Source organism: Mycobacterium sp. MYCO198283 (assembly GCF_021213805.1).
Taxonomy (GTDB): Bacteria; Actinomycetota; Actinomycetes; order Mycobacteriales; family Mycobacteriaceae; genus Mycobacterium.
Map to the genome: position 1 here is coordinate 79,307 of NZ_JAJQJI010000006.1, position 24,965 is coordinate 104,271.

Here is a 24,965-nt window from a genome sequence, read left to right on the forward strand (position 1 = left end):
CGTGCATGTGTCGGCGGCGCTGTTGCTCGAGCTCGGCGTCATCCTGACGGTGCTCAGCGTCCTGGGCACGATCGCCCGCCGCTTCGCGCTGTCACCGATCCCGCTGTACCTGCTGTCGGGGCTCGCGCTCGGAAAAGGCGGTATCGCGCCGGTGCCGGCGGCCGCCGACTTCATCAGCACCGGCGCGTCGCTCGGGCTCGTCCTGCTGCTGCTCACGCTCGGCCTGGAGTTCTCGATCACCGAGTTCGCGTCGAGCATGCGCCGCCACCTGCCGTCGGCGTGGGTGGACGTCGCGCTCAACGCGACCCCCGGGGCGCTCGCCGGCTGGCTCCTGGGGCTCGACCCGGTCGGTGTCCTGGCGCTGGCGGGCATCACCTTCATCTCGTCGTCGGGCGTGATCGCGCGGCTGCTCAACGACCTGCGCCGCCTCGGCAACCGCGAGACACCCGCGGTGCTGTCGGTACTGGTCCTCGAGGACTTCGCGATGGCGGCCTACCTGCCGGTGCTCGCCGTGCTGGCCGCCGGCGGAACCTGGCTGGGCGCCCTGCTCGGCATGGGCATCGCGGTCGCCGCGCTGGCGGTGGCCTTCGCCGCGTCCTACCGGTGGGGGCACGTGTTCGGCCGGCTGATCGCCCACCCCGACTCCGAGCAGCTGCTGCTGCGCATCCTCGGGGTGACGCTGATCGTGGCTGCGCTGGCCGAATTGGTGCACGCCTCGGCGGCCGTCGGGGCGTTCATCGTCGGGCTCACGCTCACCGGGGAGACCGCCGACAACGCGCGCCGGGTGCTCAACCCGCTGCGCGACCTGTTCGCCGCGGTGTTCTTCCTGTCCATCGGGCTGGCGGTCGACGCGCGGCAGCTCGTGCCGATGCTGCCGGCGGCCCTGGGCTTGGCCGCCGTGACAGCCGCCACGAAGGTCCTCACCGGTCGGTTCGCCGCCCGGCGCGACGGCGTCGCCCGGCCGGGTCAGCTGCGCGCGGGCACCGCGCTCATCGCACGCGGCGAATTCTCGCTGGTCATCATCGGACTGGCCGGTACCGCGGGCGCGGCGGTCGGCGCCATCGCCATGCCCTACGTCTTCATCCTCGCGATCCTCGGCCCACTGCTGGCCCGCTTCGGCGGCGCGCCACGACGGGCCCGTCGCCGCGTCGCGCCCTCACCCGACCGGTGACCCGGAGGGTAACGCAGGTCACAGCACGTAACGTCGCCGAACCCGTCAGCGAATCTGCGGGTGTGACCTGGCAGTATGGCGCCGGCGCCGGCGCCGTCGCCCGCGTCGCCGCTGCGGTTCGCCGCGGGCGGCGCGACGCTTACCCGGGAGTTCCGGCGGGTATGGGGTTGGCTGACGCCGCCGACGCGCCAAGCGATGCTGCACGGCGTCATCGTGTTCCTACCGGCCAGCAAAACCGCTGGCCGCCCAGCCGATCGGAGGGGTGCGTGCGCACAGCCGTTCTGCGCCTGACCGCCGCCGCCGTCGCGGCTGCCGCCGCCGTCCTGACCTTCCCGGGCGTGGCGACCGCGTCCCCGCCCGTGGTGTTTCCCGGCATGGAGATCATCCAGAACACCAATGTCTGCACGCTGGGCTTCGTCGACCCGGCGCTGCGCATCGCCTACACCGCCGGCCACTGCCGGGGCAGCGGCCCGGTGGTCGACCGCGACGGACACCTGATCGGCGCGATGGCGCTCTACAAGGACACGATGGTCGACGGCGCCGTCATCGAGCCGAACGACTTCATCTCCGACTACGAGGTGATCGCGCTCGCCGACGGCGTCGACGTCAACAACGTGCTGCCCGGCGGGCGGCGGCTGGAATCCGATCCGGGCGTGGTCGCGGGCGCCGGCCAGCGGGTCTGCCACTTCGGTATCAGCACCGGCGAGAGCTGCGGAACCATCGCGTCGATCAACAACGGCTGGTTCACGATGAACAACGGTGTGGTGAGCCAGAAGGGCGACTCCGGGGGACCGGTGTTCGTCGACACCGGCAACGGCCGGGCCGTCATCGTCGGGCTGTTCAACAGCACCTGGGGGGACTTCCCGGCCGCGGTGTCGTGGCAGGCCACCAACGACCAGGTGCGTCGGGACGCGCCGGGCGCCATCGCGGCCGCAGCGCCGTCGGCACCGGTGGGCGGTCCGCCGGGGGCGGCCCCGGCGCCGCTGAGCGTGCCCGCCGCCTGACCGCGGCTCACCCGCCGAGCCGGAACACCGGGATCGTCGGCGCGACCGCCCGAAGTTCTGCGGTGTCGAAGTCGGCGTCAGGCCGGTAACTAGAACACGTTCTCGCCAGCGGCGCGGCCCGGCGCTATCCTGCCAGCGACCGGACACTTGTCCAGCCGCCGAGTGAAGCGAGCACCGTGAGCACCGAGATCCCCGAGACCGTCCCCGCCGCCGACGTCTCCGACTGGTCCGACGAGGTCGACGTCGTCGTCGTCGGCTTCGGCATCTCCGGCGGATGCGCCGCGGTCGAGGCCGCCGCCGCCGGTGCCCGGGTGCTGGTGTTGGAGCGCGCCGCGGCCGTCGGTGGCACCACGGCCATGGCGGGCGGGCACTTCTACCTGGGCGGTGGCACCGCCGTGCAGCGGGCGACGGGTCACGACGACACCCCGGACGCGATGTACACCTACCTGGTACTGATGTCGCGCGACCCCGAGCACGACAAGATCCGTGCCTACTGCGACGACAGCGTCGAGCACTTCACCTGGCTCGAAGGCCTCGGCTTCGAGTTCGAGCGCACCTTTTACCCGGGCAAGGTCGTCGTGCCGCCCGGCACCGAGGGACTGTCCTACACCGGCAACGAAAAGGTGTGGCCGTTCTGCGAGCAGGCGAAGCCGGCCCCGCGCGGCCACTCGGTGCCGGTGCCGGGCGAGCTGGGCGGCGCCGCGATGGTCACCGACCTGCTCCACCAGCGGGCGAACGAGCTCGGGGTCGCCATCCGCTACGAGACGGGCGCCACCAACCTCGTCGTCGACAGCGACACAGTCGTCGGCGTCACGTGGAAGCACTTCGGGGACACCGGGGCCGTCAAGGCCAAGGCCGTGGTGATCGCCGCGGGCGGCTTCGCGATGAACCCCGACATGGTCGCCGAGCACACGCCGGCGCTGGGCCACAAGCGCAAGACCAAACACCACGGCGAGGTGGAGCCCTACATCCTCGGCAACCCCTACGACGACGGCCTGGGCATCCGGATGGGCATGTCCGCCGGCGGGGCCGCCAAGAACCTCGACCAGCTGTTCATCACGGCGGCGGCGTATCCCCCGGAGATCCTGCTCACCGGCGTGATCGTGAACAAGCACGGCGAACGGTTCGTCACCGAGGACTCCTACCATTCGCGCACGTCGGCGTTCGTGCTCGAGCAGCCCGACCAGATCGCCTACCTGATCGTCGACGAAGCGCACATGGAGATGCCCGAGATGCCGCTGATCAAGTTCATCGACGGCTGGGAGACCGTCGAGGAGATGGAGGCGGCGCTGGAGATCCCGGCCGGCAAGCTCGCCGCGACCCTGGCGCGCTACAACGAGTACGCCGCGCGCGGGGAGGACCCGGACTTCCACAAGCAGCCCGAATACGTGGCGCCGCAGACGCAGGGCCCGTGGGCGGCCTTCGACCTGTCGCTGGGGCGGGCGATGTACTCCGGCTTCACGATGGGCGGGCTGGCCGTCAGCCTGGACGGTGAGGTGCTGCGCGAGGACGGCACCCCGATCCCGGGCCTCTACGCCGCGGGGGCGTGCGCGTCGAACATCGCGCAGGACGGGAAAGGCTATGCCAGCGGCACGCAGCTCGGCGAGGGGTCCTACTTCGGCCGTCGCGCGGGCCGCCACGCTGCGGCGCGCTAGCAGTCAGCCGCGGCCGGACGCCGCGATCGCTGCCAGTTCCCAGCGTCCGTCCCCGAGCAGTTTCAACTCCCGCGAGTGGTGCTGCTCGAGCGTGCTGCGGTGGCTGACGCTCACCAGGATGGTTTCCGGGAGCGCGCTGCGCACCAGCCGGTACAGCGTCAGCTCCATGCCTTCGTCGAGCGCCGAGGTCGACTCGTCGAGGAAGACCGCCTTGGGGCGCGTCAGCAGGATGCGGGCGAACGCCACGCGCTGCTGCTCGCCCGGTGAGAGCACCTTCGCCCAGTCCTGCACCTCGTCGAGCCGGTCGACGAGGTGCGGCAGGGCCACCTCCTCCATTGCCTCCTGCAGCTCGGCGTCGGGAATCGTGCCGGACTCGTTCGGGTAGGACACCACCGTCCGCAAGTCACCGAGCGGCACGTACGGCAGCTGGGACAGGAACATGGTCTCGTTGCGATCGGCGGGATAGCTGAGTCGGCCCGAGGTGTACGGCCACAATTCGGCGAGGCTGCGCAGCAGGGTGGTCTTCCCGCTGCCCGACGCGCCGACGACGATCAGCGACTCACCCGGGTGCAGCTGCAGGTCGATCGGTTCGACCAGCTGCCGGCCGGTGGGCGTGCGCACCTCGACGTCCTCCAGCGTGACGGTGTCGTCGGCGCTGTCCGCGACCTCCAGCGTCGGCAGCGCGCGGCCCTCGCGGTTGGCGGTGACCAACCCGTCGAGCCGGATGATCGCCGCGCGGTAACCGGCAAACAGGTCGTAGGCGTTGCGGAAGAACGACAGCCCGTCCTGGATGGCGCCGAAGGCCGAGGCGGACTGGCTCATGTCGCCGAGCGGGATCTGCCCGTCGGCGAACCGCGGGAATTGCAGCAGATACGGGAGCGGCACGATGAGCTGACTCATCGACCAGTTCCAGCCGTTGAATCGCAGGGACCGGTTCACGTACCGGCGGTAGTTGGTGACGATGGGGGCGAACAGCCGGCGCAGTCCGGCGCGCTCCGCGAGCTCGCCGCGGTAGAACGCAACGGCCTCCGACGCGTCCCGCAGCCGCACCAGTGCGTAGCGGAATGCGGCGTTGTAGCGCTCGTTGAGGAACGACAGCCCGATGATCGGCCGGCCGATCCAGAACGCGATCGCCGACGCGAGCACCACGTAGGCGATGCCGATCCAGAACAGTGCCCGGGGCACGTCGAAGCCGACGATCGACAGCGTGCCGGACAGCTCCCACAGGATCGCGGTGAAAGCGCTGACCGACGCCACCGACGAGATCGCACCGAACAGCAGGTGGGTGCCCGTGCCGTAGTAGGGCAGGTTCGGCACCGGCCCGAAACCGGCGGTGAAGATGTCGATGTCGGCCTGGATGCGCTGGTCCGGGTTGTCGATCGTGTCGTCGATGAACCGCGCTCGGTAGTAGGCGCGGTCGTCGAGCCAGTCACCGGTGAGCCGGTCGGTGAGCCATGTCCGCCACCGCAGGTTGAAGCGCTGCAGCAAGTACATGTCGACGAGCAACCGGATGATGTGCACCGTCGCGAGGATCGCGAAGATGCCCAGCGAGAACCAGAAACCTCGGATACCGCTGTCGAGCACCGTCCGGTCGGGGTTGCCGAGCCCCGCGGCGACCGCCTGGAAGCTGTTGAACATGTCGTTGCTCTGGTAGGTGAGCAGCACCGAGAGCCGGACGCCGGCGATCACGAGCAGCAGCAGCGCCGCGAGCTGCAACCAGACGACGACGCTGTCGGGACCTCGGAAGTAGTCGCCGGTGACGCGCCAGAATTGTCGGCCCCAGCTGGTGTAGCGCGCGAGCAGCACCAGCACCACCAGGGAGATGGCCGCCGCGATGGCCCACCCCTTGGCGATCCACACCAGCGAGGTCAGCAGCTCGTTGCCCCAGTCGAGCTTCGGGGTGAACTTCTCCACCCGCGCAAGCTACCGCAGCGACGACGCGGCGGCGGGTGCTGACGCGCTGGGCGAGAACTGGCCGCCCAACGTGCTCACCGACCCGACGGTCGCCTGTCCGTGGCGCTGGAATCCGGCCTGACCCGTCGCCGAACGTCGATTACCCGTCGGCCGCGGTCGGTGTGTCGCGACGGGTAATCGACGTTCGGCCGGGGGCGGGGCCCGCGTACCGTTGTGCTGTGCCGAAGACCACCAGCGCCAAGCCCGGCAAGCTGAGCAGCCGTTTCTGGAAGCTGCTCGGTGCCAGCACCGACAGGAACCAGAACCGCTCGCTCGCGCAGGTGACCGCCTCCGCCGACTACACCGACAAGGCCGCCGAGCTCGACGACACCAAGCTCCGCAAGGCGGCCGAACTCCTGGAGCTCGAGGACCTCGCCGACGCCGCCGACATCCCGCAGTTCCTGGCGATCGCGCGGGAGGCCGCCGACCGCGCCATCGGGCTGCGGCCGTTCGACGTGCAGTTGCTCGGCGCGCTGCGGATGCTCGCCGGCGACGTCGTGGAGATGGCCACCGGTGAGGGCAAGACGCTGTCGGGCGCCATCGCCGCCGCGGGCTACGCGATCGGCGGGCGCAGCGTGCACGTCGTCACCATCAACGACTACTTGGCCCGCCGCGACGCCGAGTGGATGGGCCCGCTGCTGGAGGCGATGGGCCTGACGGTCGGCTGGATCACCGCCGACTCCACGCCGGAGCAGCGCCGCGAGGCCTACAGGTGCGACGTCACCTACGCCTCGGTCAACGAGATCGGCTTCGACGTGCTGCGCGATCAGCTGGTTACCGACGTCAAGGACCTGGTCTCGCCGAGCCCCGACGTCGCGCTGATCGACGAGGCCGACTCCGTGCTGGTGGACGAGGCGCTGGTGCCGCTGGTGCTGGCCGGCACGACGCACCGCGAAACCCCGCGGGTGGAGATCGTCGAACTCGTCGGCCGCCTCACCCCGGGCGTCGACTTCGAGGCCGACAGCGACCGTCGCAACATCCACCTCACCGAGGTCGGCGCCCAGAAGGTCGAGAAGGCGCTCGGCGGTATCGACCTCTACTCCGAGGAGCACGTCGCCACCACGCTCACCGAGGTCAACGTCGCCCTGCACGCGAACGTGCTGCTGCAGCGCGACGTGCACTACATCGTCCGCGACGGCGCCGTGCACCTCATCAACGCCTCGCGGGGCCGCATCGCCCAGCTGCAGCGGTGGCCCGACGGGCTGCAGGCCGCGGTCGAGGCGAAGGAGGGCATCGAGACCACCGAGACCGGCGAGGTGCTCGACACCATCACCGTGCAGGCGCTGATCAATCGCTATCCGACCGTGTGCGGCATGACCGGCACCGCGCTGGCCGCCGGTGAGCAGCTGCGGCAGTTCTACTCCCTGGGCGTCTCGCCGATCCCGCCGAACACCCCCAACATCCGGGTGGACGAGTCGGACCGGGTGTACATCTCCGCGGCCTCCAAGAACGACGCCATCGTCGAGCACATCGCCGAGGTGCACGCCACCGGTCAGCCGGTGCTGGTGGGCACCCACGACGTCGCCGAATCCGAGGAGCTGCACGAGCGGCTGGTCAAGGCGGGCGTGCCGGCCGTCGTCCTCAACGCCAAGAACGACGAGGAGGAGGCCGAGGTGATCGCCGAGGCCGGGAAGCTCGGCGCCGTCACCGTCTCCACGCAGATGGCGGGACGCGGCACCGACATCCGGCTCGGCGGCTCCGACGAGGCCGACCACGACCGGGTGGCGGAGCTGGGCGGCCTGCACGTCGTCGGCACCGGGCGGCACCGCACCGAACGGCTCGACAACCAGCTGCGCGGGCGCGCCGGCCGCCAGGGCGATCCGGGCTCGTCGGTGTTCTTCGCCTCCTGGGAGGACGACGTCGTCGTCGCCCACCTCGACGCCGCGAAGCTGCCGACCGAGACCGACGAGGACGGCCGCATCCTCAGCGGCAAGGCGGCGTCGCTGCTCGACCACGCGCAGCGGGTCGCCGAGGGTGCGCTGCTCAACGTGCACGCGACCACCTGGCGCTACAACCAACTGATCGCGCAGCAGCGGGCCATCATCGTCGACCGCCGCAACACGCTGCTGCGCACGCCGACCGCCCGCGAAGAGCTGGCGCAGCGGTCGCCGGAACGCTACGAGGAACTGTCGAAGACGCTGTCGGAGAAGCAGCTGGAACGCATCTGCCGGCTGATCATGCTGTACCACCTCGACCGCGGCTGGGCCGATCACCAGGCCTACCTGTCCGACATCCGCGAGAGCATCCACCTGCGGGCGCTCGGCCGGCAGAACCCGCTCGACGAGTTCCACCGGATGGCGCTCGACGCGTTCGCCTCGCTGGCCGCCGACGCGGTCGAGGCGGCGCAGCAGACGTTCGAGACGTCGAACGTCACCGAGGACGAGCCCGGGCTCGACCTGTCCAAGCTGGCCCGTCCGACGTCGACCTGGACCTACATGGTCAACGACAACCCGCTGTCGGACGACATGTCGGCGCTGAGTCTGCCCGGGGTGTTCCGCTAGGTTTGTCGCCATGGTCGAGCCGGAAGAGCTGCGCGACCGGGTGTGGACGATCCCCAACATCCTGAGCTTCCTGCGGCTGGCGTCGGTCCCGGTATTCCTCTATCTCCTGCTGGTGGCGCACGCCGACGCACCCGCGGCGGGCGTGCTGATGTTCAGCGGCGTCTCGGACTGGGCGGACGGGAAGATCGCCCGGCTGGTGGACAACCAGGCCTCCCGGCTGGGCGTCATCCTCGACCCGCTCGCCGACCGCATCTTCACCATCGTCATCCCGATCGCCTTCGCCCTGCGCGACTTCGTGCCGTGGTGGGTGGTCGCCACGATGCTCGGGCGCGACGCGGTGCTGGCCCTCATGCTGCCGGCGCTGCGCCGGCGCGGCATGGCGGCGCTGCCGGCCACCTACATCGGCAAGGCCGCCACCTTTTGCCTGCTCTCAGCCTTCCCGTTGATCCTGCTCGGGCAGTTCGACCCGCAGTGGAGCCACGTGGTGCGCGCGGTCGGCTTCGGCTTCCTCGGCTGGGGTGTCTCGATGTACGTCTGGAGCCTGGGGCAGTACCTCGTGCAATTCCGGATGGTGCTGCGCACGATGCCCGAACTGGGGGCGGGAGCCCCGCGGTGACCGGCCTCGGCGGCTACGACGTCGACGCCGGGCGCGGCCAGCACGAATCCGGCCGGCCGAAGCGCAACCCGGTGCCGTCGCTGTTGCGCTCGCTGCTCACCGATCACCTCGATCCGGGTTACGCTGCCGCCGCCGAACGGCGAGCGCAGTCGGGCCGCACCGGCAACCGGTGGGCCGAACGCGGCTGGCAGGCCGCCGCCGCGGTCGTCATCGCCGTGGTGTTCGCCGCGGCCGTCGCCCAAGCCCGCACGCTGGCGCCCGGCGACCAGCAGACCAAGGCGGTGCTGGCCGCCAGTGTGGCCGCCGCGCAACGGCAGGTGGACCAGCTCGCCGGCCGCCGGGCGGCGTTGACCGCCGACACCGACGCCGCGCGCCGCGACCGGCTCGCGAGCGACGCCGCCGGCCAGCGGCTGCTCGCCGGCCTCGACGACGTGAGCCTGGCGGCCGCGACGACCGCGGTCACCGGCCCCGGGCTCACCGTCACCCTCACCGATCCCGGTGCCTCACCGGATCTGTCCGACGTGTCGAAGCAGCGCACACCGGGCAGCCGGCAGGTGGTGCTCGACCGCGACCTGCAGCTGCTCGCCAACGCGCTGTGGGCCAGCGGCGCCGAGGCCATCGCGGTCGACGGCGTCCGCGTCGGCCCGAACGTCACGATGCGACAGGCGGGCGGCGCCATCCTCGTCGACAACCAACCGGTGACCAGCCCGTACGACGTGGTCGCGATCGGGCCGCCCCGCGGAATGCGCGACGGGCTCGCCGCCACCGGCGGCCTGCGGCGGCTGACCCTGCTCGGCAACGCCTACGACGTCGGCGTCGCCGTCACCGAGAGCGACGGCCTGACCGTGCCCGCCGGCAACGTTCGCGACGTCGTCCACGCCCGACCGTTGGGAGGTTGACGTGATCGGCATCGTCGCGCTGGTGGTGGGCGTCGGGCTGGGGCTGGTGCTGCGGCCCAGCGTGCCCGAGGTGGTGGAGCCATATCTGCCGATCGCGGTGGTGGCCGCGCTCGACGCGGTGTTCGGCGGGCTGCGCGCCTACCTCGACGGCATCTTCGACTCCAAGGTGTTCGTGGTGTCGTTCGTCTTCAACGTGCTGGTCGCGGCGCTGATCGTCTACCTCGGCGACCAGCTGGGCGTCGGCACCCAGCTCTCGACGGCGATCGTCGTGGTGCTCGGCATCCGGATCTTCGGCAACGCGGCCGCGCTGCGCCGCCGGCTGTTCGGGGCCTGAACGTGTCCGACGAACGCCGCCACCCCGGGCACGGCCGCCACGAGTTGCCGGCCGATACACCGCAGGAGGCGACGCCGGAGCCGGCGCGGCGCCGATCCCGGGTGGGGTTCGGCACGCTCGCGGTGCTGCTGTGCCTGCTGCTCGGCGTGGCCATCGTGACGCAGGTCCGGGAGAACGAGTCGGCCGACGGGCTGGACGACGCCCGGCCGGCCGACCTGGTGGTGCTGCTCGATTCGCTGCGGCAGCGTGAGGCGACGCTGACCGGTGAGATCACCGCCCTGCAGAGCACCCTGGACGCGCTGCGATCGTCGGGTTCGGACGATCAGGCCGCCGTCCGGGACGCCGAGGCCCGGCTGGCGGCGCTGTCGATCCTGGTGGGCACCGTCGGCGCCACCGGTCCGGGCATCACCGTCACCATCGCCGACCCGGCGACGGGCGTCGCGCCCGAGACCATGCTCGACGTCGTCAACGAGCTGCGCGCCGCCGGCGCGGAGGCCATGGAGATCCGCACGGCCGGACCGGCCGTCCGCGTCGGCGTCGACACCTGGTTCGTCGGCAGCCCGGGCGCGCTGGTGGTCGACGACCGGCCGCTTGCAGCGCCGTACACCGTTGTCGCCATTGGTGATCCGCCGACCCTGGCGGCCGCGATGAACATCCCCGGCGGCGCGATCGACAGTATCGAGCGGGTGGGCGGCGTCGTGACCGTCAGCCAGTCCGACCGGGTGGACGTCACCGCCTTGCGGCAACCGAAACAGCGCCAATACGCTCAGCCGGTCAAGTGAGCGGATCGCGACCGAGGAAAGAAGTAGGACACCAGTGAGCGAAATCCCGTCCGACCTGCGCTACACCGAGGAGCACGAGTGGGTGCAGCGCACCGGGTCCGACACCGTGCGCGTGGGGATCACCGACTACGCGCAGGCCGCCCTCGGCGACGTGGTGTATGTCCAGCTGCCCGACGTCGGGTCGGACGTGACGGCAGGGGAGTCCTTCGGCGAGGTGGAGTCCACGAAATCGGTCTCCGATCTGTACGCCCCGGTGTCGGCGAAAGTCGTTGCGGTGAACGAGGATCTGGAGGGCGATCCGGCCCTGGTCAACTCCGAGCCGTACGGCGGCGGGTGGCTGGTGGAGCTGCAGGCCGACGCCGCGACGCTGGACGAGAGCGTCGGCGCCCTGCTCGACGCGGCCGCTTACCGAGATTCCGTCGGGGACTGAGGGGTTGCTAGGGTGCGGAGAACCCAACCGGGGAACCTGATCGGTACCGGCCGGACCCAAGACGTGCGACCGCGCGGTACGGTCGTAGGCACGATCTGGGCATCACCGGGCCAGCAGCGGACGAGCACGAGCCGCCACAGCAGCCACGAAGGAGCAGCGGGTGACCGATAAGGACACGAATTCTGCGGCCGACCAGTCTGACGACGTGACGGTGGAGACCACCTCGGTCTTCCGCGCCGATTTCCTCAACGAGCTCGACGCGCCCGCCGCCGGGAGCAGCGAGGGGCCGGTGTCCGGGGTCGAGTCGCTGCCCACCGGGTCGGCGCTGCTGGTCGTCAAGCGCGGACCGAACGCCGGGTCGCGGTTCCTGCTCGACCAGGAGACCACCTCGGCGGGCCGCCATCCCGACAGCGACATCTTCCTCGACGACGTCACCGTCAGCCGCCGCCATGCCGAGTTCCGGCTCGAGAACGGCGAATTCCAGGTCGTCGACGTGGGCAGCCTCAACGGCACGTACGTCAACCGGGAGCCGGTCGACTCGGCGGTGCTCGCCAACGGCGACGAGGTGCAGATCGGCAAGTTCCGGCTGGTGTTCCTCACCGGCCCGAAATCAGGCGATTCCGACTCCGGGACCTGAGCTGTGACCGCCCCGGACTCCTCCGCGCTGCCGGGGATGTCCATCGGAGCGGTGCTCGACCTGCTTCGCCCCGACTTCCCCGACGTCACCATCTCCAAGATCCGCTTCCTGGAAGCGGAGGGGCTGGTGACGCCGCAGCGCAGCCCGTCGGGGTACCGCCGATTCACCGCCGCGGATTGCGCGCGGCTGCGCTACATCCTGACCGCACAGCGCGACCACTACCTGCCGCTGAAGGTGATCAAGGCGCAGCTGGACGCCCAGCCCGACGGTGAGCTGCCGGCAGCGGCGTTCCCGGCGCCGCGGCTGGCGGTCGCCGGTCAGGACGGCCCGGCGACGGCGGCGCCGGCGCAGGTCCGGCTGTCGCGGGAGGATGTGCTCGCCCGCTCCGGTGTGGGCGAGGAGCTGCTCACCGCGCTTGTCAAGGCCGGCGTCATCACCACCGGCCCGGGCGGCTTCTTCGACGAGCACGCCGTCGTCGTCGCCCAGTGCGCCGCTGCGCTCGGCGACCACGGCGTCGAGCCGCGGCACCTGCGGGCGTTCCGGTCGGCCGCCGACCGGCAGTCGGACCTGATCGCGCAGATCGTGGGCCCCGTCGAAAAGGCCGGCGCCCACGACCGTGCGGCCGAGCTGGCGCGCGAGATCGCGGCGCTGGCGATCACGCTGCACACCGCGCTGGTCAAGTCGGCGGTCCGCGACGCATCCAGGCGCTGAGGACTAGACTCGGCCGCGACGACATCGTCGATGTCGGGTCCCGCAGGGGACAGCTGCACCATCCCGTGGAGGGCACATACACATGGGTGAGGTTCGCGTCGTCGGAATCCGCGTCGAGCAGCCGCAGAATCAGCCGGTGCTGCTGTTGCGCGAGTCCAATGGCGACCGCTACCTGCCGATCTGGATCGGGCAGTCGGAGGCGGCGGCGATCGCCCTGGAGCAGCAGGGCGTCGAGCCGGCACGGCCGCTCACCCACGATTTGATCCGCGATGTGATTGCGGCACTGGGCCATTCGCTCAAAGAAGTGCGGATCGTCGACCTCCAGGAGGGCACCTTCTACGCCGACCTCATCTTCGACCGCGACATCAAGGTGTCGGCGCGGCCGTCGGATTCGGTGGCCATCGCGCTGCGGGTCGGGGTGCCGATCTACGTCGAGGAGGCGGTGCTCGCCGAGGCCGGGCTGATCATCCCCGACGAAGGTGACGACGACGCCACCGGCGGAGCGGTCCGCGAGGACGAGGTCGAGAAGTTCAAGGAGTTCCTCGACAGCGTCTCCCCGGACGACTTCAAGGCGACCTGATCGTGGCTCGACCCGCTGTGTCACGGATGCGTCTCAACTTGATCCGAGCACTCCGACACGCGGGCGGGTCGTCGTCCACTCGGGCCGTCGGCGGCGATACTTTCCCTCGCAGCGGCAATCGCGGGCAGGTCGACAAGCGTATGCTCGAACGACTCGGGCTCTGACCTTGCGCATCGGGGCGGCGTTGTACCAGCGCAACAGGCGAGAGGAAGCACAGTGGGCGAGCAGCCACGGCAGGAGCAGCTAGACCTCACCGGTTCGATGGATGCTTCCGCAGGTGAACCCGTGCAGGCGGGCCTGTTCCCCGACGAGACGCTGCCCGACGAGCTGATCGGCTACCGCGGGCCCAGCGCCTGCCAGATCGCCGGCATCACCTACCGCCAACTCGACTACTGGGCGCGCACGTCGCTGGTGGTGCCGTCGATCCGCGGCGCCGCCGGATCCGGCAGCCAGCGGCTGTACTCGTTCAAGGACATCCTCGTCCTCAAGATCGTCAAGCGGCTGCTCGACACCGGCATCTCACTGCAGAACATCCGCGTCGCCGTCGACCACCTCCGCCAGCGCGGCGTCGAGGACCTCGCCCACATCACGCTGTTCTCCGACGGCACCACCGTCTACGAGTGCACCTCCGCCGAGGAGGTTGTCGACCTGCTGCAGGGCGGCCAGGGCGTCTTCGGCATCGCCGTGTCCGGCGCCATGCGGGAACTCACCGGCGCCATCGCCGACTTCCCGGGCGAGCGGGCCGACGGCGGCGAGGCGATCGCCGCACCCGAGGACGAGCTGGCGAGCCGGCGCAAGCACCGCGACCGCAAGATCGGCTGAACCCGCCCGCGGGGCGGGTAAACTCGGACGTGCATCGCTTCTGAGCGGGAGAGTTCCGTGGCCGCCAGCCGCGGACGCCGAAGGAGCAACACCTCTCCGTCAACCTCTCAGGCCCCCGGACCGCACAGGACTCCGATGCCTCTGGAAAGCGGCGGCCCGGCACGGGCCCGCCCGCCCATGGGGAAAGGCCCGCAGCGCGCGGGCTGAATCTCTCAGGCACCCGGTTGCGGGTCGACGACAGAGGGGGAGGAACCCCGTCGACGGTTCCTCACGCCTAGGAGATCCGGTGTCCGATCATTCGCCCGCCCGTTTCGAAGACCGCCACATCGGCCCCGACGACGCGGCCGTCGCGCAGCTGCTCGCCGTCATCGGCGTCGACTCGCTCGACGCGCTGGCCGCCAAGGCGCTGCCGTCCTCGATCGTCGAGGAGCCCGACGCCGGCGGCATCGCGGCCGGCCTGGCTGCCCTGCCGGCACCCGTCGGCGAGCACGAGGCGCTCGCCGAGCTGCGGTCGCTCGCCGACAGCAACACCGTCGCGGTGTCGATGATCGGGCAGGGCTACTTCGACACGCTGACCCCGCCGGTGCTGCTGCGCAACATCATGGAGAACCCGGCCTGGTACACCGCGTACACCCCGTACCAGCCCGAGATCAGCCAGGGCCGGCTCGAGGCGCTGCTGAACTTCCAGACCATGGTCGCCGACCTCACCGGCCTGGAGGTGGCCGGCGCGTCGATGCTCGACGAGGGCACCGCCGCCGCGGAGGCCATGACGCTGATGCACCGCGCCACCCGCGCCAAAACCCATCGGCTGGCCGTGGACGCCGACCTGTACCCGCAGACCGCCGCCATCCTCGCCACCCGCGCCGCCCCACTGAACATCGAGATCGTCACCGCCGACCTCACCCAGGGCCTACCCGACGGCGACTTCTTCGGCGTCGTCGTGCAACTTCCCGGCGCCAGCGGGCGGCTCGTCGACTGGTCCTCGCTCGTCGAGCAGGCCCATGAGCGCGGCGCGCTCGTCGCCGTCGGCGCCGACCTGCTGGCCTGCACGCTCGTCACCCCGCCCGGCGATCTCGGCGCCGACGTCGCGTTCGGCACCACCCAGCGCTTCGGGGTGCCGATGGGGTTCGGCGGCCCGCACGCCGGCTACCTCGCCGTGCACATGAAGCACGCCCGCCAGCTGCCGGGCCGGTTGGTCGGCGTTTCGGTCGACGCGGACGGCTCGCCGGCGTACCGGCTGTCGCTGCAGACCCGCGAACAGCACATCCGCCGCGACAAGGCGACGAGCAACATCTGCACCGCGCAGGTGCTGCTCGCGGTGATGGCCGCGATGTACGCCAGCTACCACGGCGCCGAGGGACTCACCGCGATCGCCCGCCGCGTCCACGGCCACGCCCGCGCGGTGGCGACGGGCCTGCGTGAGGCGGGTGCCGACGCCGGGATTGCGGTGGTGCACGACGCGTTCTTCGACACGGTGCTGGTGCGGGTGCCGGGCCGGGCGGCGGAGATCGTCGCTGCCGCGAAGGGCCACGGCATCAACCTGTGGCTCGTCGACGCCGACCACGTGTCGATCGCGTGCGACGAGGCGACCACCGCCGAGCACGTCGCGACCGTGCTCGGGGTGTTCGGCGCCACGCGCGGCGGCGAGCCGTTCGTCGGCCCGGAGATCGCAACCCGCACCTCGGAGTTCCTGACGCATTTAGCATTCACCCGCTACCGCACCGAGACGGCGATGATGCGCTACCTGCGGTCGCTGGCCGACAAGGACATCGCGCTGGACCGCAGCATGATCCCGCTGGGCTCGTGCACGATGAAGCTCAACGCGGCCGCCGAGATGGCGGCCGTCACGTGGCCGGAGTTCGGCCGCCAGCATCCGTTCGCGCCGGCGTCGGACACCCCGGGGCTGCGCCGGCTGATCGCCGACGTCGAATCCTGGCTGGTCGCGATCACCGGCTACGACCGGGTGTCGCTGCAGCCCAACGCCGGCTCGCAGGGCGAGTACGCCGGGCTGTTGGCTATCCGCGCCTACCACGCCAGCCGCGGTGAAGGTCACCGCGACGTCTGCCTCATCCCGTCGAGCGCGCACGGCACCAACGCCGCGTCGGCCGCGCTGGCCGGGATGCGGGTGGTCGTCGTGGCCTGCCGGGAGAACGGTGACGTCGACCTCGACGACCTGCGCGACAAGGTGGCCAGCCACGCCGCCGATCTGTCGGCGCTGATGATCACCTACCCGTCCACGCACGGCGTCTACGAGCAGGACGTCACCGCCATCTGCGCGGCCGTGCACGACGCCGGGGGGCAGGTGTACGTCGACGGCGCCAACCTCAACGCGCTCGTCGGGCTGGCGCGGCCGGGCCGTTTCGGCGGCGACGTCAGCCACCTGAACCTGCACAAGACGTTCTGCATCCCGCACGGCGGCGGCGGGCCGGGCGTCGGGCCGGTCGCGGTGCGCGAGCACCTGGCGCCGTTCCTGCCGGGCCATCCGCTCGCCGACGAACTGGGCGACGAGCACACGGTGTCGGCGGCGCCGTACGGCTCGGCGTCGATCCTGCCGATCACCTGGGCGTACCTCCGGATGATGGGCGCGCCGGGGCTGCGGCGGGCGACGCTCACGGCGATCGCGTCGGCCAACTACATCGCGCGCCGGCTCGACGAGTACTTCCCGGTGCTCTACACCGGCGAGAACGGCATGGTGGCCCACGAGTGCATCCTCGACGTGCGGCCGATCACCAAGGCCACCGGCGTGACGGTCGACGACGTCGCAAAGCGGCTGGCGGACTACGGCTTCCACGCGCCGACGATGAGTTTCCCCGTCGCCGGCACGCTGATGGTCGAGCCCACCGAGAGCGAGTCGCTGGCCGAGGTCGACGCGTTCTGTGAGGCGATGATCGCCATCCGCGGCGAGATCGACCGCGTGGGGTCGGGGGAGTGGCCGGCGGACGACAACCCGCTCGCCAACGCCCCGCACACCGCCGAGTGCCTGCTCGTCGACGAGTGGACGCACCCCTACAGCCGCGCGCAGGCCGCGTATCCGCTGGGCAAGGGCTGGCGGCCGAAGGTGTGGCCGCCGGTGCGGCGCATCGACGGCGCCTACGGCGACCGCAACCTGATGTGCTCCTGCCCGCCGCTGGAGGCGTTCGCGCAGTAGCTGCGACAGCTACGCCAGCAGCTCCGCCACCGCCGCGGCGAGTTCGGGGGAGTCGGCAGCGGGCACGTTGCGGTACTGGCCGCCGGACGCCTGGGCGACGGCCTCCCAGGTGGGCCGGTCGGGGTCGGCGCCGATGTCGATGACGTTGACGGCGACGGGCCGCGCGGGATCGACCGCGCCGCGGATGTAATCCTGCAGGCCCGGGCCGTCGAGGGTGCGGTCGGTGTGTGGGCCGGCGGTGATCACCAGCACCGAATTCGGTTGGTTCGGACGGAAATTGGTGACGGCCTCGCCGTAGGCCAGTCGCAGGGTGGTGAAGGACACTGCGCCGTCCGATGTCGGCGCCAGCCCGTTCAGCGCGTTGGTGAGTGCTTCCCCGGGCGGGCCGGTGGGGACGACCGAGCCGCCCTGCGTGCCGTTGAACGTCCACAGCCCGATCGCCGCGTTCGGCGCCAGCGCCGCGAGCCGATCGCGCACCGCCGCGGCGGCACCGGCCAGCTGCGGCATCGAGGTGTCGAGCATGATCGTCGCGGCCGGCGCGGCGGTCGGGGCGGCCGTGGCCGCGTCGGCCAGCGCCACCCGCACCGCGTTGTCGCCGATCTGCAGCGGCGGCGCCAGCGGCGCGAAGGTCGTCACTTCGCTGCTGGGCAGTGCCCCGACGTCGGTGCGGAACCCCGCGCCCGCCAACTCCTTCAGCTGGTCGGGCTGACGCAGGAACTGCGAGAACGCGTTCGCGCTCTCCCGCTGCTCGGTCGAGAGCCAGTCGCCGTTCAGCTCGGCGGTGGGGTAGTCGGCGGTCGGGACGTCGCCGTTGGGCAGCCACGACGCCAGTCGCTGTCCGGCGTCGGGCACATTGGCGGCTCGCTGGTAGAGCTGCTGCTCGGTGACGACGACGGCGTGGGCGGGGCTGGTCGCCGGGGCGCCGGCGAGCAGCGCATCGATGGCCGTGCCGAGGGTGTCGTCGGCAAGGTCGGGCTGCCCGGCCCGCAGGGCCGACACGGCGCCCAGGCCCGCGGTCGCGGGCGCACCCGGCGGCGCCGACGCGGCCGCGACCGCCTCGGCGGCGAGGTAGGACGCGTCGGCCGAACCGGCCGTCGGCAGCGCGAGCCGCAGCGACCCCCAGCCGGGCAGGTTGAGTGCGTCCAGCGCGGTCGGGTTGGTCTGCAGCCCCGGCAGGCCGCCCCACCCCTGCTGCGTCAGCGCGTCGCGCAGCTCGGGCCGCACCGCGACGACGACGGGGCTGGTGACCAGCGAGCGGCTGTTGCCGACTGCCTGGTCACCCGCGATGGCCTCCAGCCGGGCCGTCGACACCGAGCTCGCGGGCACCCACAGCGCCGGGCGCTCGCCGAGCTCGGCGGGCCACGTTCCGGCGAAGCCGCCGACCACCGCATTCGAGTCGGCGGCCGCGACGGTGACGTTGGGGCAGTGGTCTCCCACCGGTCCGGCCGTCTCGTTGAAGCGTTGCGCGAAGCGGCCGATCTCCTCGGCGATCGACGGATCGGCCACCACGCGCACCGCGACGTCGCCGGCGACACACCGCTCCGCAGCGGTACCCGAGCGGTCCGACAGCGCGTCGCCGAGGAACCGCCACACGATGAATCCCGCAACCACCACCACCACGGTGACCAGCGCGACGATCACGCCGCGGCTCACCCCGCGCCGGCCCGCCGCCACGGTGCGGTGGCTGCCGGTCCACTCGTCGGCGACCCGGTGCCCGCCGGTGGCCGTGAGCCCGGAGGTGAGGTCGTCGGGCTCATCGGCATCCGACGGCTCCGCAGGCTCGGGTCGATAGGGCTCGGGGGGATAGGGCTCGGCGCTCCGGTCGTCGTCGTCGCCGTAGGCGCTCCGGTCGTCGTAGTCGCCGTAGGGCCCCTCGCCGAACGGCGTGCGGTAGTCCGGCTCGTCCGGCCGACGCCCGCGGGGACGTGGGGGAGGCGGATCGGCGGGGCGGCCGCCGCCGACCGGGTCGTCCTGATCGTCGGGGTCGGGAATGCTGTGCTTACCCATGCCCGATCCTCGACTTCCCGTGTCGCCGCTGCTTTTTCGCCGTCGCCGAATTGTAGTCACCCGCGGGGGCGACCACGTTCGGCGATCAGCTCCCGGCGGCCGCCTTGTACTCGCGGCGGCGCCGGTGCAGGATCGGCTCGGTGTAGCCGTTGGGCTGCTCGGTACCCGACAGGATCAGTTCCTGGGCGGCCTGGAACGCGATGCTGCGGTCCGGGTCGGTGGCCATCGGCTTGAAATCCGGATCCCGCTCGTTCTGCTTGTCGACGACCGCCGCCATCCGCTCGAGGCTGGCGCGCACGTCGTCGGGTGTGATCACGCCGTGGCGCAGCCAGTTGGCGAGCAGCTGGCTGGAGATGCGCAGTGTGGCGCGGTCCTCCATCAACGCGACGTTGTGGATGTCGGGCACCTTCGAGCAGCCGACGCCGGCGTCGATCCAGCGCACCACGTAGCCGAGGATCGACTGGCAGTTGTTGTCGACCTCCTCGCGGATCTCGTCCGGCGCCCACGCCAGCTCCCCGGCCAGCGGGATGGTCAGCAGGTCGTCGAGGGACGCCCGCCGCCGGCCTGCCAGCTCGCGCTGCACCGCGAACACGTCGACCTGGTGGTAGTGCATCGCGTGCAGCGTCGCGGCGGTGGGCGACGGCACCCACGCCGTGGTGGCGCCGGCCTTCGGCTGACCGATTTTCTGTTCGACCATGTCGGCCATCAGATCGGTCATCGCCCACATGCCCTTGCCGATCTGCGCGCGGCCCGACAACCCGGTCTCCAGGCCGATGTCGACGTTCTGGTCCTCGTAGGCCTTGATCCAGGGCTGGCTCTTCATGGCGCCCTTGCGGACCATCGGCCCGGCCTCCATGGAGGTGTGGATCTCGTCGCCGGTGCGGTCGAGGAAGCCGGTGTTGATGAACACCACGCGGTCGGCGGCGGCCTTGATGCACGCCTTGAGGTTCAGCGTGGTGCGCCGCTCCTCGTCCATGATGCCGACCTTGATGGTGGCCTGCGGCAGCCCGAGGACGTCCTCGACGCGGCTGAACAGCTCCGAAGTGAAGGCCACTTCGTCGGGCCCGTGCATCTTCGGTTTCACGATGTAGATCGAGCCGGTGCGGCTGTTGACCAGCGGCCCGTTGTCGTCGCCGGCCTTCAGGCCGTGGATGGCGATCAGGCTGGTGAACAGCGCGTCCTGGATGCCTTCGGGAACCTCGGTCTCTTCGCCGTCGGCCCCGGCGCTGAGAATCGCGTCGTTGGTCATCAGATGCCCGACGTTGCGGACGAACAGCAGGCTCCGCCCGGGAAGCGTCAGCTCCGAGCCGTCCGGAGCGGTGAAGACGCGGTCCTCGTTGAGCCGGCGCGTGAAGGTCTTGCCGCCCTTGGTCACCTCTTCGGTCAGGTCGCCGCGGTTGAGGCCGAGCCAGTTGCGGTAGCCGAGCACCTTGTCGTCGGCGTCGACCGCGGCCACCGAGTCCTCGAAGTCCATGATCGTGGTGACAGCGGACTCCAGCACGACGTCCTTGACGCCGGCGGCATCGGTCGAACCGATGGGGGAGTCGGGGTCGATGAGGATCTCGACGTGCAACCCGTTGTTGCGCAACAGGATCGACGTCGGCGACGACGCCTCGCCCAGATAGCCGGCGAATTGCGCCGGGTCGGCCAGGCCGACGGTGCCCTCGCCGAGGGAGACGACCAGCCGACCGTCTTCGACGGCGAAGCCGGTGGCGTCGGTGTAGGAGCCGCGCTCCAGCGGGGCGGTCTCGTCGAGGAAGCGCCGCGCGTAGGCGATCACCTTGTCGCCGCGAACCTTGTTGTAGCCCTCGCCCTTCTCCGCGCCGTTGTCCGCCGCGATGACGTCGGTGCCGTAGAGCGCGTCGTAGAGCGAGCCCCAGCGGGCGTTGGCGGCGTTGAGGGCGAAGCGGGCGTTGAGGATCGGCACCACCAGCTGCGGGCCGGCGGTCGAGGCGATCTCGGCGTCGACGCCTGCCGTGGTGACGGTGAAGTCCTCCGGCTCGGGCAGCAGATAGCCGATGTCGGTGAGGAACTGCTTGTACTCGGCCGGGTCGATGGTGCCCAGCCGCTGGCGGTGCCACCGGTCGATCTGGGCCTGCAGGTCGTCGCGGCGGGCCAAGAGCTCCGCGTTGCGCGGACCGAGGTCCGTCACCACCTTGTCGACCCCGGCCCAGAAGCTGTCGGCGTCGATGCCGGTGCCCGGCAGCGCCTCGTTGTTGATGAAGTCGTACAGCACGGGCGCGACCCGCAGGTTCCCCACGGCAACGCGTTCGGTCATCAGTCGTCTCCTTCTCACACCGGCGTTGGGCTACTTTACCCGCCGGTAACTTCGCTCAGGCGGCTGCGTCGAGCAGCCGATGGCATCGGTCCAGCAACCGCGCCCGCAGCGGCACCGCCCGTTCAGCGATTATCCGCTGCGCGCGGACGTACTCGCGCCGGCCCCGGGCCGTCTCGATGGCGATGGGCGCGAACCCGTATCCCGTCAGGTCGTACGGGCTGGCGCGCATGTCGAGCACCCGGGCGTCGGCGGCGAGCGCGAAACAGTCGAGCAGCAGCTCGGCGTCGATCAGCGGGCCCAGCTTGTAGCAGTGCTTGTAGAGGTCCATCGCGGCGTGCAGACACCCGGGCTGCTCGGTCGCGAGCTGGCGCTCCCGGCTCAGCGACTCCTCGTTGCGCGCCGCGGCGGCGGGGGTGAAGAACCGGTAGGCGTCGAAGTGGCAGCAGCGCAGCGGCATCGACTCGACCACGGCGTCGGTGCCCGCGCCGCCCAACCGCAGCGGCACCCGGTCGTGACGGACCGCCGACGTGCGGTACACCATCGCCCACTCGTGCAGCCCGAAGCAGGTGAGCCGCGCCGGGCGCGACGCGGTGGCGGCGAGCAGGTCGGCGACAAACGCCACGGTGCCGGCGCGGGAGCGCAGGTACGTCGTGGACACCGTCACGCCGGCCGGATGTTCGCGGTACCCGCTGCGGGACAGGAAGCGCCGCGCCGGCGGGCCGGCCAGCACCGTGCCGTATCCCGGTTGCCAGCGGCGCAGCGCGCCGGGCCGCAGGCTGTAGTAGGTGAACAGGAAGTCCCACACCGGGTGCGGCCCGGCGCCGGTCAGCGGTGCCACGAGCGCATCGGCCCGGCTGCGGTGGCGCTGGTCGCGGACTGTCCACTCCGCGGCGTCGAGCACCTCCTCAGACACGGTGGGTGCCGTCGCGGACGGTGCCCACGAGATCCTCGACCAGATCCTCCAGGGCCACCATGGCCACCACCTGCCCGTCGGGAGCGGTGACGAGCGCCAGATGGGAGTTGTTGCGCCGCAGCCGCGACAGCGCGTCGGGCAGGGCCAGCGTGGGCGGCACGGTGGGCAGCGGGCGCACCAGGTCGGCGTCGACGACGGCGTCCGGGTCGTCGACCAGCGACAGCACGTCCTTGATGTGGACGTAGCCGGTGAAGCGCTTGTCGGCGTCGACGACCGGGAACCGCGAATAGCCGGTTTCGCTGAGCGCGGTGACCAGCTCGGCCACCCGCGGCCCGGCGCCGTCGGCCGCACCCGGGACGGTGCGGATCCGGTCGACCGGCACCGCGATGTCGGCGACCACCCGGTTGCGGATCTGCAGCGCACGGGTGAGCCGGGTGTGTTCCTCGCGATCGAGCAGGCCCTCCGACACGGACTCGGCGATCATCTCCGACAGCTGGACGCTCGACACCGTCACGTCCAGCTCGTCGCGCACCTGGACCCCGACGGCGCGCAGGCTGATGTTCGCCATCCAGTTGTAGAAGGCGATGAAGGGTCGCGCCACCCGCAGCCACACCAGGTAGATCGGGATGAGCAGCATGGCCGCCGACTCCGGGCCGGCGATCGCGATGTTCTTCGGCACCATCTCGCCGAGCAGCACGTGCAGCGTCACCACGACGGCCAGCGCGATGACGAACGACACGGTGTGCAGCACCGCGTCGGGCACCCCGAGCACGCCGAACGGCTTCTCCAGCAGGTGCGCCACCGCCGGCTCGCCGACGCGGCCCAGCAGGATCGAGCACAGGGTGATCCCGAGCTGCGCGCCGGCCAGCATCAACGACAGGTGCTCGCCGGCCCGGATCACCGTGACCGCGCGGCGCTTGCCCTGTTCGGCCAGCGCCTCCAGGCGGTCGCGGCGGGCCGAGATCAGCGCGAACTCGCTGCCGACGAAGAAGGCGTTGGCCGCGAGCAGGAATACGGTCAGCAGCACGCCGAAGATGTCGCCGCTCACCGCTTATCACCCGGGTCGGGCTGGGTGCGGGCGCCGGTGAGCTGGGTGAGGTCCAGTAGGTCGATGCGGCGGCCGTCCATCCGGGCGACGCGGGCCTGCCAGCGCACCGGATCGTCTTCGAGCAGGCCGTCGGGGTCGAAGGCGATCAGCTCGACCGTCTCCCCGGTGCGCGGGATGTGGCCGAGCTCTTGGAGCACCAGCCCGCCGATGGTGTCGTATTCGCCCTCCGGCGCGCGGTAGCCGGTCGCGGCCGCCACCTCGTCGATGCGCAGCAGGCCCGACACGCGCCAGCTGTCGCCGGCGGCGACCACGTCGGGCGTGAGCTCGTCGTGTTCGTCGCGGACGTCGCCGACGATCTCCTCGATGAGGTCCTCGACGGTCACCATGCCCGCGGTGCCGCCGTACTCGTCGGCGACCAGCGCGGTCTGCAGGCCGTTGGCGCGGATCTGGCTCATCACCGCGTCGCCGTCGAGGGTGGACGGCACGACGGCCACGGTCTGCGCGAGCCGGTCCAGCGTGGTGTTCGCCCGCTGGTCCGGGGGTATCTCGAAAACCTGCTTGACGTGCACGATGCCGACCGTCTCGTCCAGGTCGCCCCGCACGATCGGGAAGCGGGAGTGCCCGGTCTCCATCGCCTTGGCGATCAGGTCGGCCACGGTGTCGTCGCTCTGCAGCGCCTCGATCTTCGAGCGCGGGGTCATCAGCTCCTCGGCGGTCAGCGTGCCGAACTGCAGTGAGCGGTCGACCAGCGTCGCGGTCACCGGGTCCAGGGCGCCGTGGCGGGCCGAGTTGCGCACCAGCGACAGCAGTTCCTGCGGCGAGCGGGCGGAGCGCAGCTCGTCGGCGGGCTCGATGCCGAACCGCCGCAGCACCCAGTTGGCGGTGCCGTTGGTCAGCGAGATCAGCGGGCGCGCGACCATCGAGAACAGCAGCTGCGGGCCGGCCACCGCCCGGGCGGTCGGAGCCGGGTGCGCCACCGCGAGGTTCTTCGGCACCAGTTCGCCGTACACCATGGACAGCGACGTGGCGATCAGCAGCGACAACGCCAGCGCGACGCCCTCGACCCAGTGCGGCGGCAGGTGCAGGGCGGTGAGGCCGGGCGCGAGCAGCCGGGCGACCAGCGGTTCGGCCAGGTAGCCGGTGGCCAGCGTGGTGATCGAGATGCCGATCTGGGCGCCCGACAATTGGAAGGACAGCGTGTGGTGGGCGCGGCGCACCAGCTTGTCGCGGCGGCCGCCGTCGCGCGCGTTGGACTCGACGGTGCTGCGCTCGAGCGCGGTCAGGGAGAACTCCGCCGCAACGAACACCGCCGTGCCGAAGGTGAGGACGACGAAGCCGAGGATGCCCAGGACGGTGGTCAGCACGCTCATCGCGGTGTCACCGGACTGGCGGCCCCGACGGGTGCCTGCGGCACGAAGACCCTTTCCTCGGTGGGCGCGGTCGGGCCCATGGTAGCCGCTGCCGGCCGGGCCAACC

At 71.3% G+C, this 24,965-nt stretch carries 21 protein-coding genes and 1 riboswitch; of the genes, 15 read left to right on the forward strand and 6 right to left on the reverse strand.

All coding sequences use genetic code 11. The annotated features are described in order from the left end of the window. Window position 1 precedes the first annotated feature (1 nt). The 3 genes from LV457_RS12905 to LV457_RS12915 all read left to right on the forward strand — a co-directional run bounded on the left by LV457_RS12905 (window position 2) and on the right by LV457_RS12915 (window position 3,830). A complete protein-coding gene (locus LV457_RS12905; protein WP_232171578.1) occupies window positions 2–1,171 on the forward strand; it encodes a cation:proton antiporter in 1,170 nt (389 codons plus the stop codon). A 266-nt stretch (window positions 1,172–1,437) separates the two neighbouring features. Beyond that, entirely contained in the window at window positions 1,438–2,175 is a 738-nt protein-coding gene (locus tag LV457_RS12910; RefSeq protein ID WP_232171579.1) for a S1 family peptidase, read from the forward strand. 176 nt (window positions 2,176–2,351) lie between these two features. After that, window positions 2,352–3,830 carry an FAD-binding protein gene (locus tag LV457_RS12915; RefSeq protein ID WP_232171580.1) on the forward strand — a complete coding sequence of 493 codons (1,479 nt, stop codon included), beginning with the start codon at window positions 2,352–2,354 and terminating at the stop codon, window positions 3,828–3,830. 3 nt (window positions 3,831–3,833) lie between these two features. Here the strand turns inward: LV457_RS12915 and LV457_RS12920 are convergent, their stop codons facing one another. Further along, window positions 3,834–5,744, reverse strand: coding sequence for an ABC transporter ATP-binding protein/permease (locus LV457_RS12920; protein WP_232171581.1), 1,911 nt, complete (start codon window positions 5,742–5,744; stop codon window positions 3,834–3,836). Here LV457_RS12920 and LV457_RS20100 point away from each other — a divergent pair. The 12 genes from LV457_RS20100 to gcvP all read left to right on the forward strand — a co-directional run bounded on the left by LV457_RS20100 (window position 5,731) and on the right by gcvP (window position 17,243). After that, complete coding sequence (locus LV457_RS20100) at window positions 5,731–5,865, forward strand: hypothetical protein (RefSeq protein WP_255701667.1); 135 nt, start codon at window positions 5,731–5,733, stop codon at window positions 5,863–5,865. The genes LV457_RS12920 and LV457_RS20100 overlap by 14 nt on opposite strands. 97 nt (window positions 5,866–5,962) lie before the next feature. Continuing rightward, on the forward strand, window positions 5,963–8,284 hold the full coding sequence (secA2, locus tag LV457_RS12925) for an accessory Sec system translocase SecA2 (RefSeq protein ID WP_232171582.1): 2,322 nt from the start codon (window positions 5,963–5,965) through the stop codon (window positions 8,282–8,284). 10 nt (window positions 8,285–8,294) lie between these two features. Further along, entirely contained in the window at window positions 8,295–8,900 is a 606-nt protein-coding gene (locus LV457_RS12930) for a CDP-alcohol phosphatidyltransferase family protein (RefSeq protein WP_232171583.1), read from the forward strand. Continuing rightward, the gene (locus tag LV457_RS12935; RefSeq protein WP_232171584.1) at window positions 8,897–9,799 is read left to right on the forward strand and encodes a DUF881 domain-containing protein; all 903 of its coding nucleotides are present in this window, start codon (window positions 8,897–8,899) and stop codon (window positions 9,797–9,799) included. Before LV457_RS12930 ends, LV457_RS12935 begins: the two co-directional genes overlap by 4 nt. 1 nt (window position 9,800) lies before the next feature. Further along, window positions 9,801–10,133 (forward strand): small basic family protein, encoded by a 333-nt coding sequence (locus tag LV457_RS12940; RefSeq protein ID WP_232171585.1) that lies wholly within the window; start codon window positions 9,801–9,803, stop codon window positions 10,131–10,133. 2 nt (window positions 10,134–10,135) lie between these two features. Beyond that, window positions 10,136–10,915 (forward strand): DUF881 domain-containing protein, encoded by a 780-nt coding sequence (locus tag LV457_RS12945; protein WP_374198838.1) that lies wholly within the window; start codon window positions 10,136–10,138, stop codon window positions 10,913–10,915. 34 nt (window positions 10,916–10,949) lie between these two features. Further along, window positions 10,950–11,345: a glycine cleavage system protein GcvH gene (gcvH, locus tag LV457_RS12950; protein ID WP_232171586.1), complete on the forward strand. Its 396-nt coding sequence runs from the start codon at window positions 10,950–10,952 to the stop codon at window positions 11,343–11,345. 160 nt (window positions 11,346–11,505) lie between these two features. Beyond that, window positions 11,506–11,982 carry a glycogen accumulation regulator GarA gene (gene garA, locus LV457_RS12955; RefSeq protein ID WP_232171587.1) on the forward strand — a complete coding sequence of 159 codons (477 nt, stop codon included), beginning with the start codon at window positions 11,506–11,508 and terminating at the stop codon, window positions 11,980–11,982. A 3-nt stretch (window positions 11,983–11,985) separates the two neighbouring features. Continuing rightward, a complete protein-coding gene (locus LV457_RS12960) occupies window positions 11,986–12,693 on the forward strand; it encodes a MerR family transcriptional regulator (RefSeq protein WP_232171588.1) in 708 nt (235 codons plus the stop codon). 82 nt (window positions 12,694–12,775) lie between these two features. Then, entirely contained in the window at window positions 12,776–13,273 is a 498-nt protein-coding gene (locus LV457_RS12965; RefSeq protein ID WP_232171589.1) for a bifunctional nuclease family protein, read from the forward strand. 216 nt (window positions 13,274–13,489) lie between these two features. Continuing rightward, entirely contained in the window at window positions 13,490–14,095 is a 606-nt protein-coding gene (locus LV457_RS12970) for a MerR family transcriptional regulator (protein WP_232171590.1), read from the forward strand. Between the two features lie 35 nt (window positions 14,096–14,130). Further along, window positions 14,131–14,228: riboswitch (glycine riboswitch) on the forward strand. A 153-nt stretch (window positions 14,229–14,381) separates the two neighbouring features. Continuing rightward, a complete protein-coding gene (gcvP, locus tag LV457_RS12975; RefSeq protein ID WP_232171591.1) occupies window positions 14,382–17,243 on the forward strand; it encodes an aminomethyl-transferring glycine dehydrogenase in 2,862 nt (953 codons plus the stop codon). A gap of 9 nt (window positions 17,244–17,252) precedes the next feature. Here gcvP and LV457_RS12980 read toward each other — a convergent pair whose 3' ends face one another. The 5 genes from LV457_RS12980 to LV457_RS13000 form a co-directional block, all read right to left on the reverse strand. Further along, window positions 17,253–19,250 (reverse strand): substrate-binding and VWA domain-containing protein, encoded by a 1,998-nt coding sequence (locus tag LV457_RS12980; protein ID WP_232171592.1) that lies wholly within the window; start codon window positions 19,248–19,250, stop codon window positions 17,253–17,255. An 85-nt stretch (window positions 19,251–19,335) separates the two neighbouring features. Beyond that, window positions 19,336–21,528, reverse strand: coding sequence for a malate synthase G (locus LV457_RS12985; RefSeq protein ID WP_232171593.1), 2,193 nt, complete (start codon window positions 21,526–21,528; stop codon window positions 19,336–19,338). 55 nt (window positions 21,529–21,583) lie between these two features. Beyond that, window positions 21,584–22,441, reverse strand: coding sequence for a 3-methyladenine DNA glycosylase (locus LV457_RS12990; RefSeq protein ID WP_232171594.1), 858 nt, complete (start codon window positions 22,439–22,441; stop codon window positions 21,584–21,586). Next, a complete protein-coding gene (locus LV457_RS12995; protein ID WP_232171595.1) occupies window positions 22,434–23,489 on the reverse strand; it encodes a hemolysin family protein in 1,056 nt (351 codons plus the stop codon). Before LV457_RS12995 ends, LV457_RS12990 begins: the two co-directional genes overlap by 8 nt. Further along, the gene (locus LV457_RS13000; protein WP_232171596.1) at window positions 23,486–24,859 is read right to left on the reverse strand and encodes a hemolysin family protein; all 1,374 of its coding nucleotides are present in this window, start codon (window positions 24,857–24,859) and stop codon (window positions 23,486–23,488) included. The genes LV457_RS12995 and LV457_RS13000 overlap by 4 nt, the downstream gene beginning before the upstream one ends. Window positions 24,860–24,965: the final 106 nt, after the last annotated feature.

What these genes read in the sequence shown, in the direction of transcription:
- LV457_RS12930 (WP_232171583.1), top strand. Translation starts at nt 8,295, where the DNA reads ATGGTCGAGCCGGAAGAGCTGCGCGACCGGGTGTGGACGATCCCCAAC.
- LV457_RS12965 (WP_232171589.1), top strand. Translation starts at nt 12,776, where the DNA reads ATGGGTGAGGTTCGCGTCGTCGGAATCCGCGTCGAGCAGCCGCAGAAT.
- LV457_RS12980 (WP_232171592.1), bottom strand. Translation starts at nt 19,250, where the DNA reads ATGGGTAAGCACAGCATTCCCGACCCCGACGATCAGGACGACCCGGTC.
- LV457_RS12985 (WP_232171593.1), bottom strand. Translation starts at nt 21,528, where the DNA reads ATGACCGAACGCGTTGCCGTGGGGAACCTGCGGGTCGCGCCCGTGCTG.
- LV457_RS13000 (WP_232171596.1), bottom strand. Translation starts at nt 24,859, where the DNA reads ATGAGCGTGCTGACCACCGTCCTGGGCATCCTCGGCTTCGTCGTCCTC.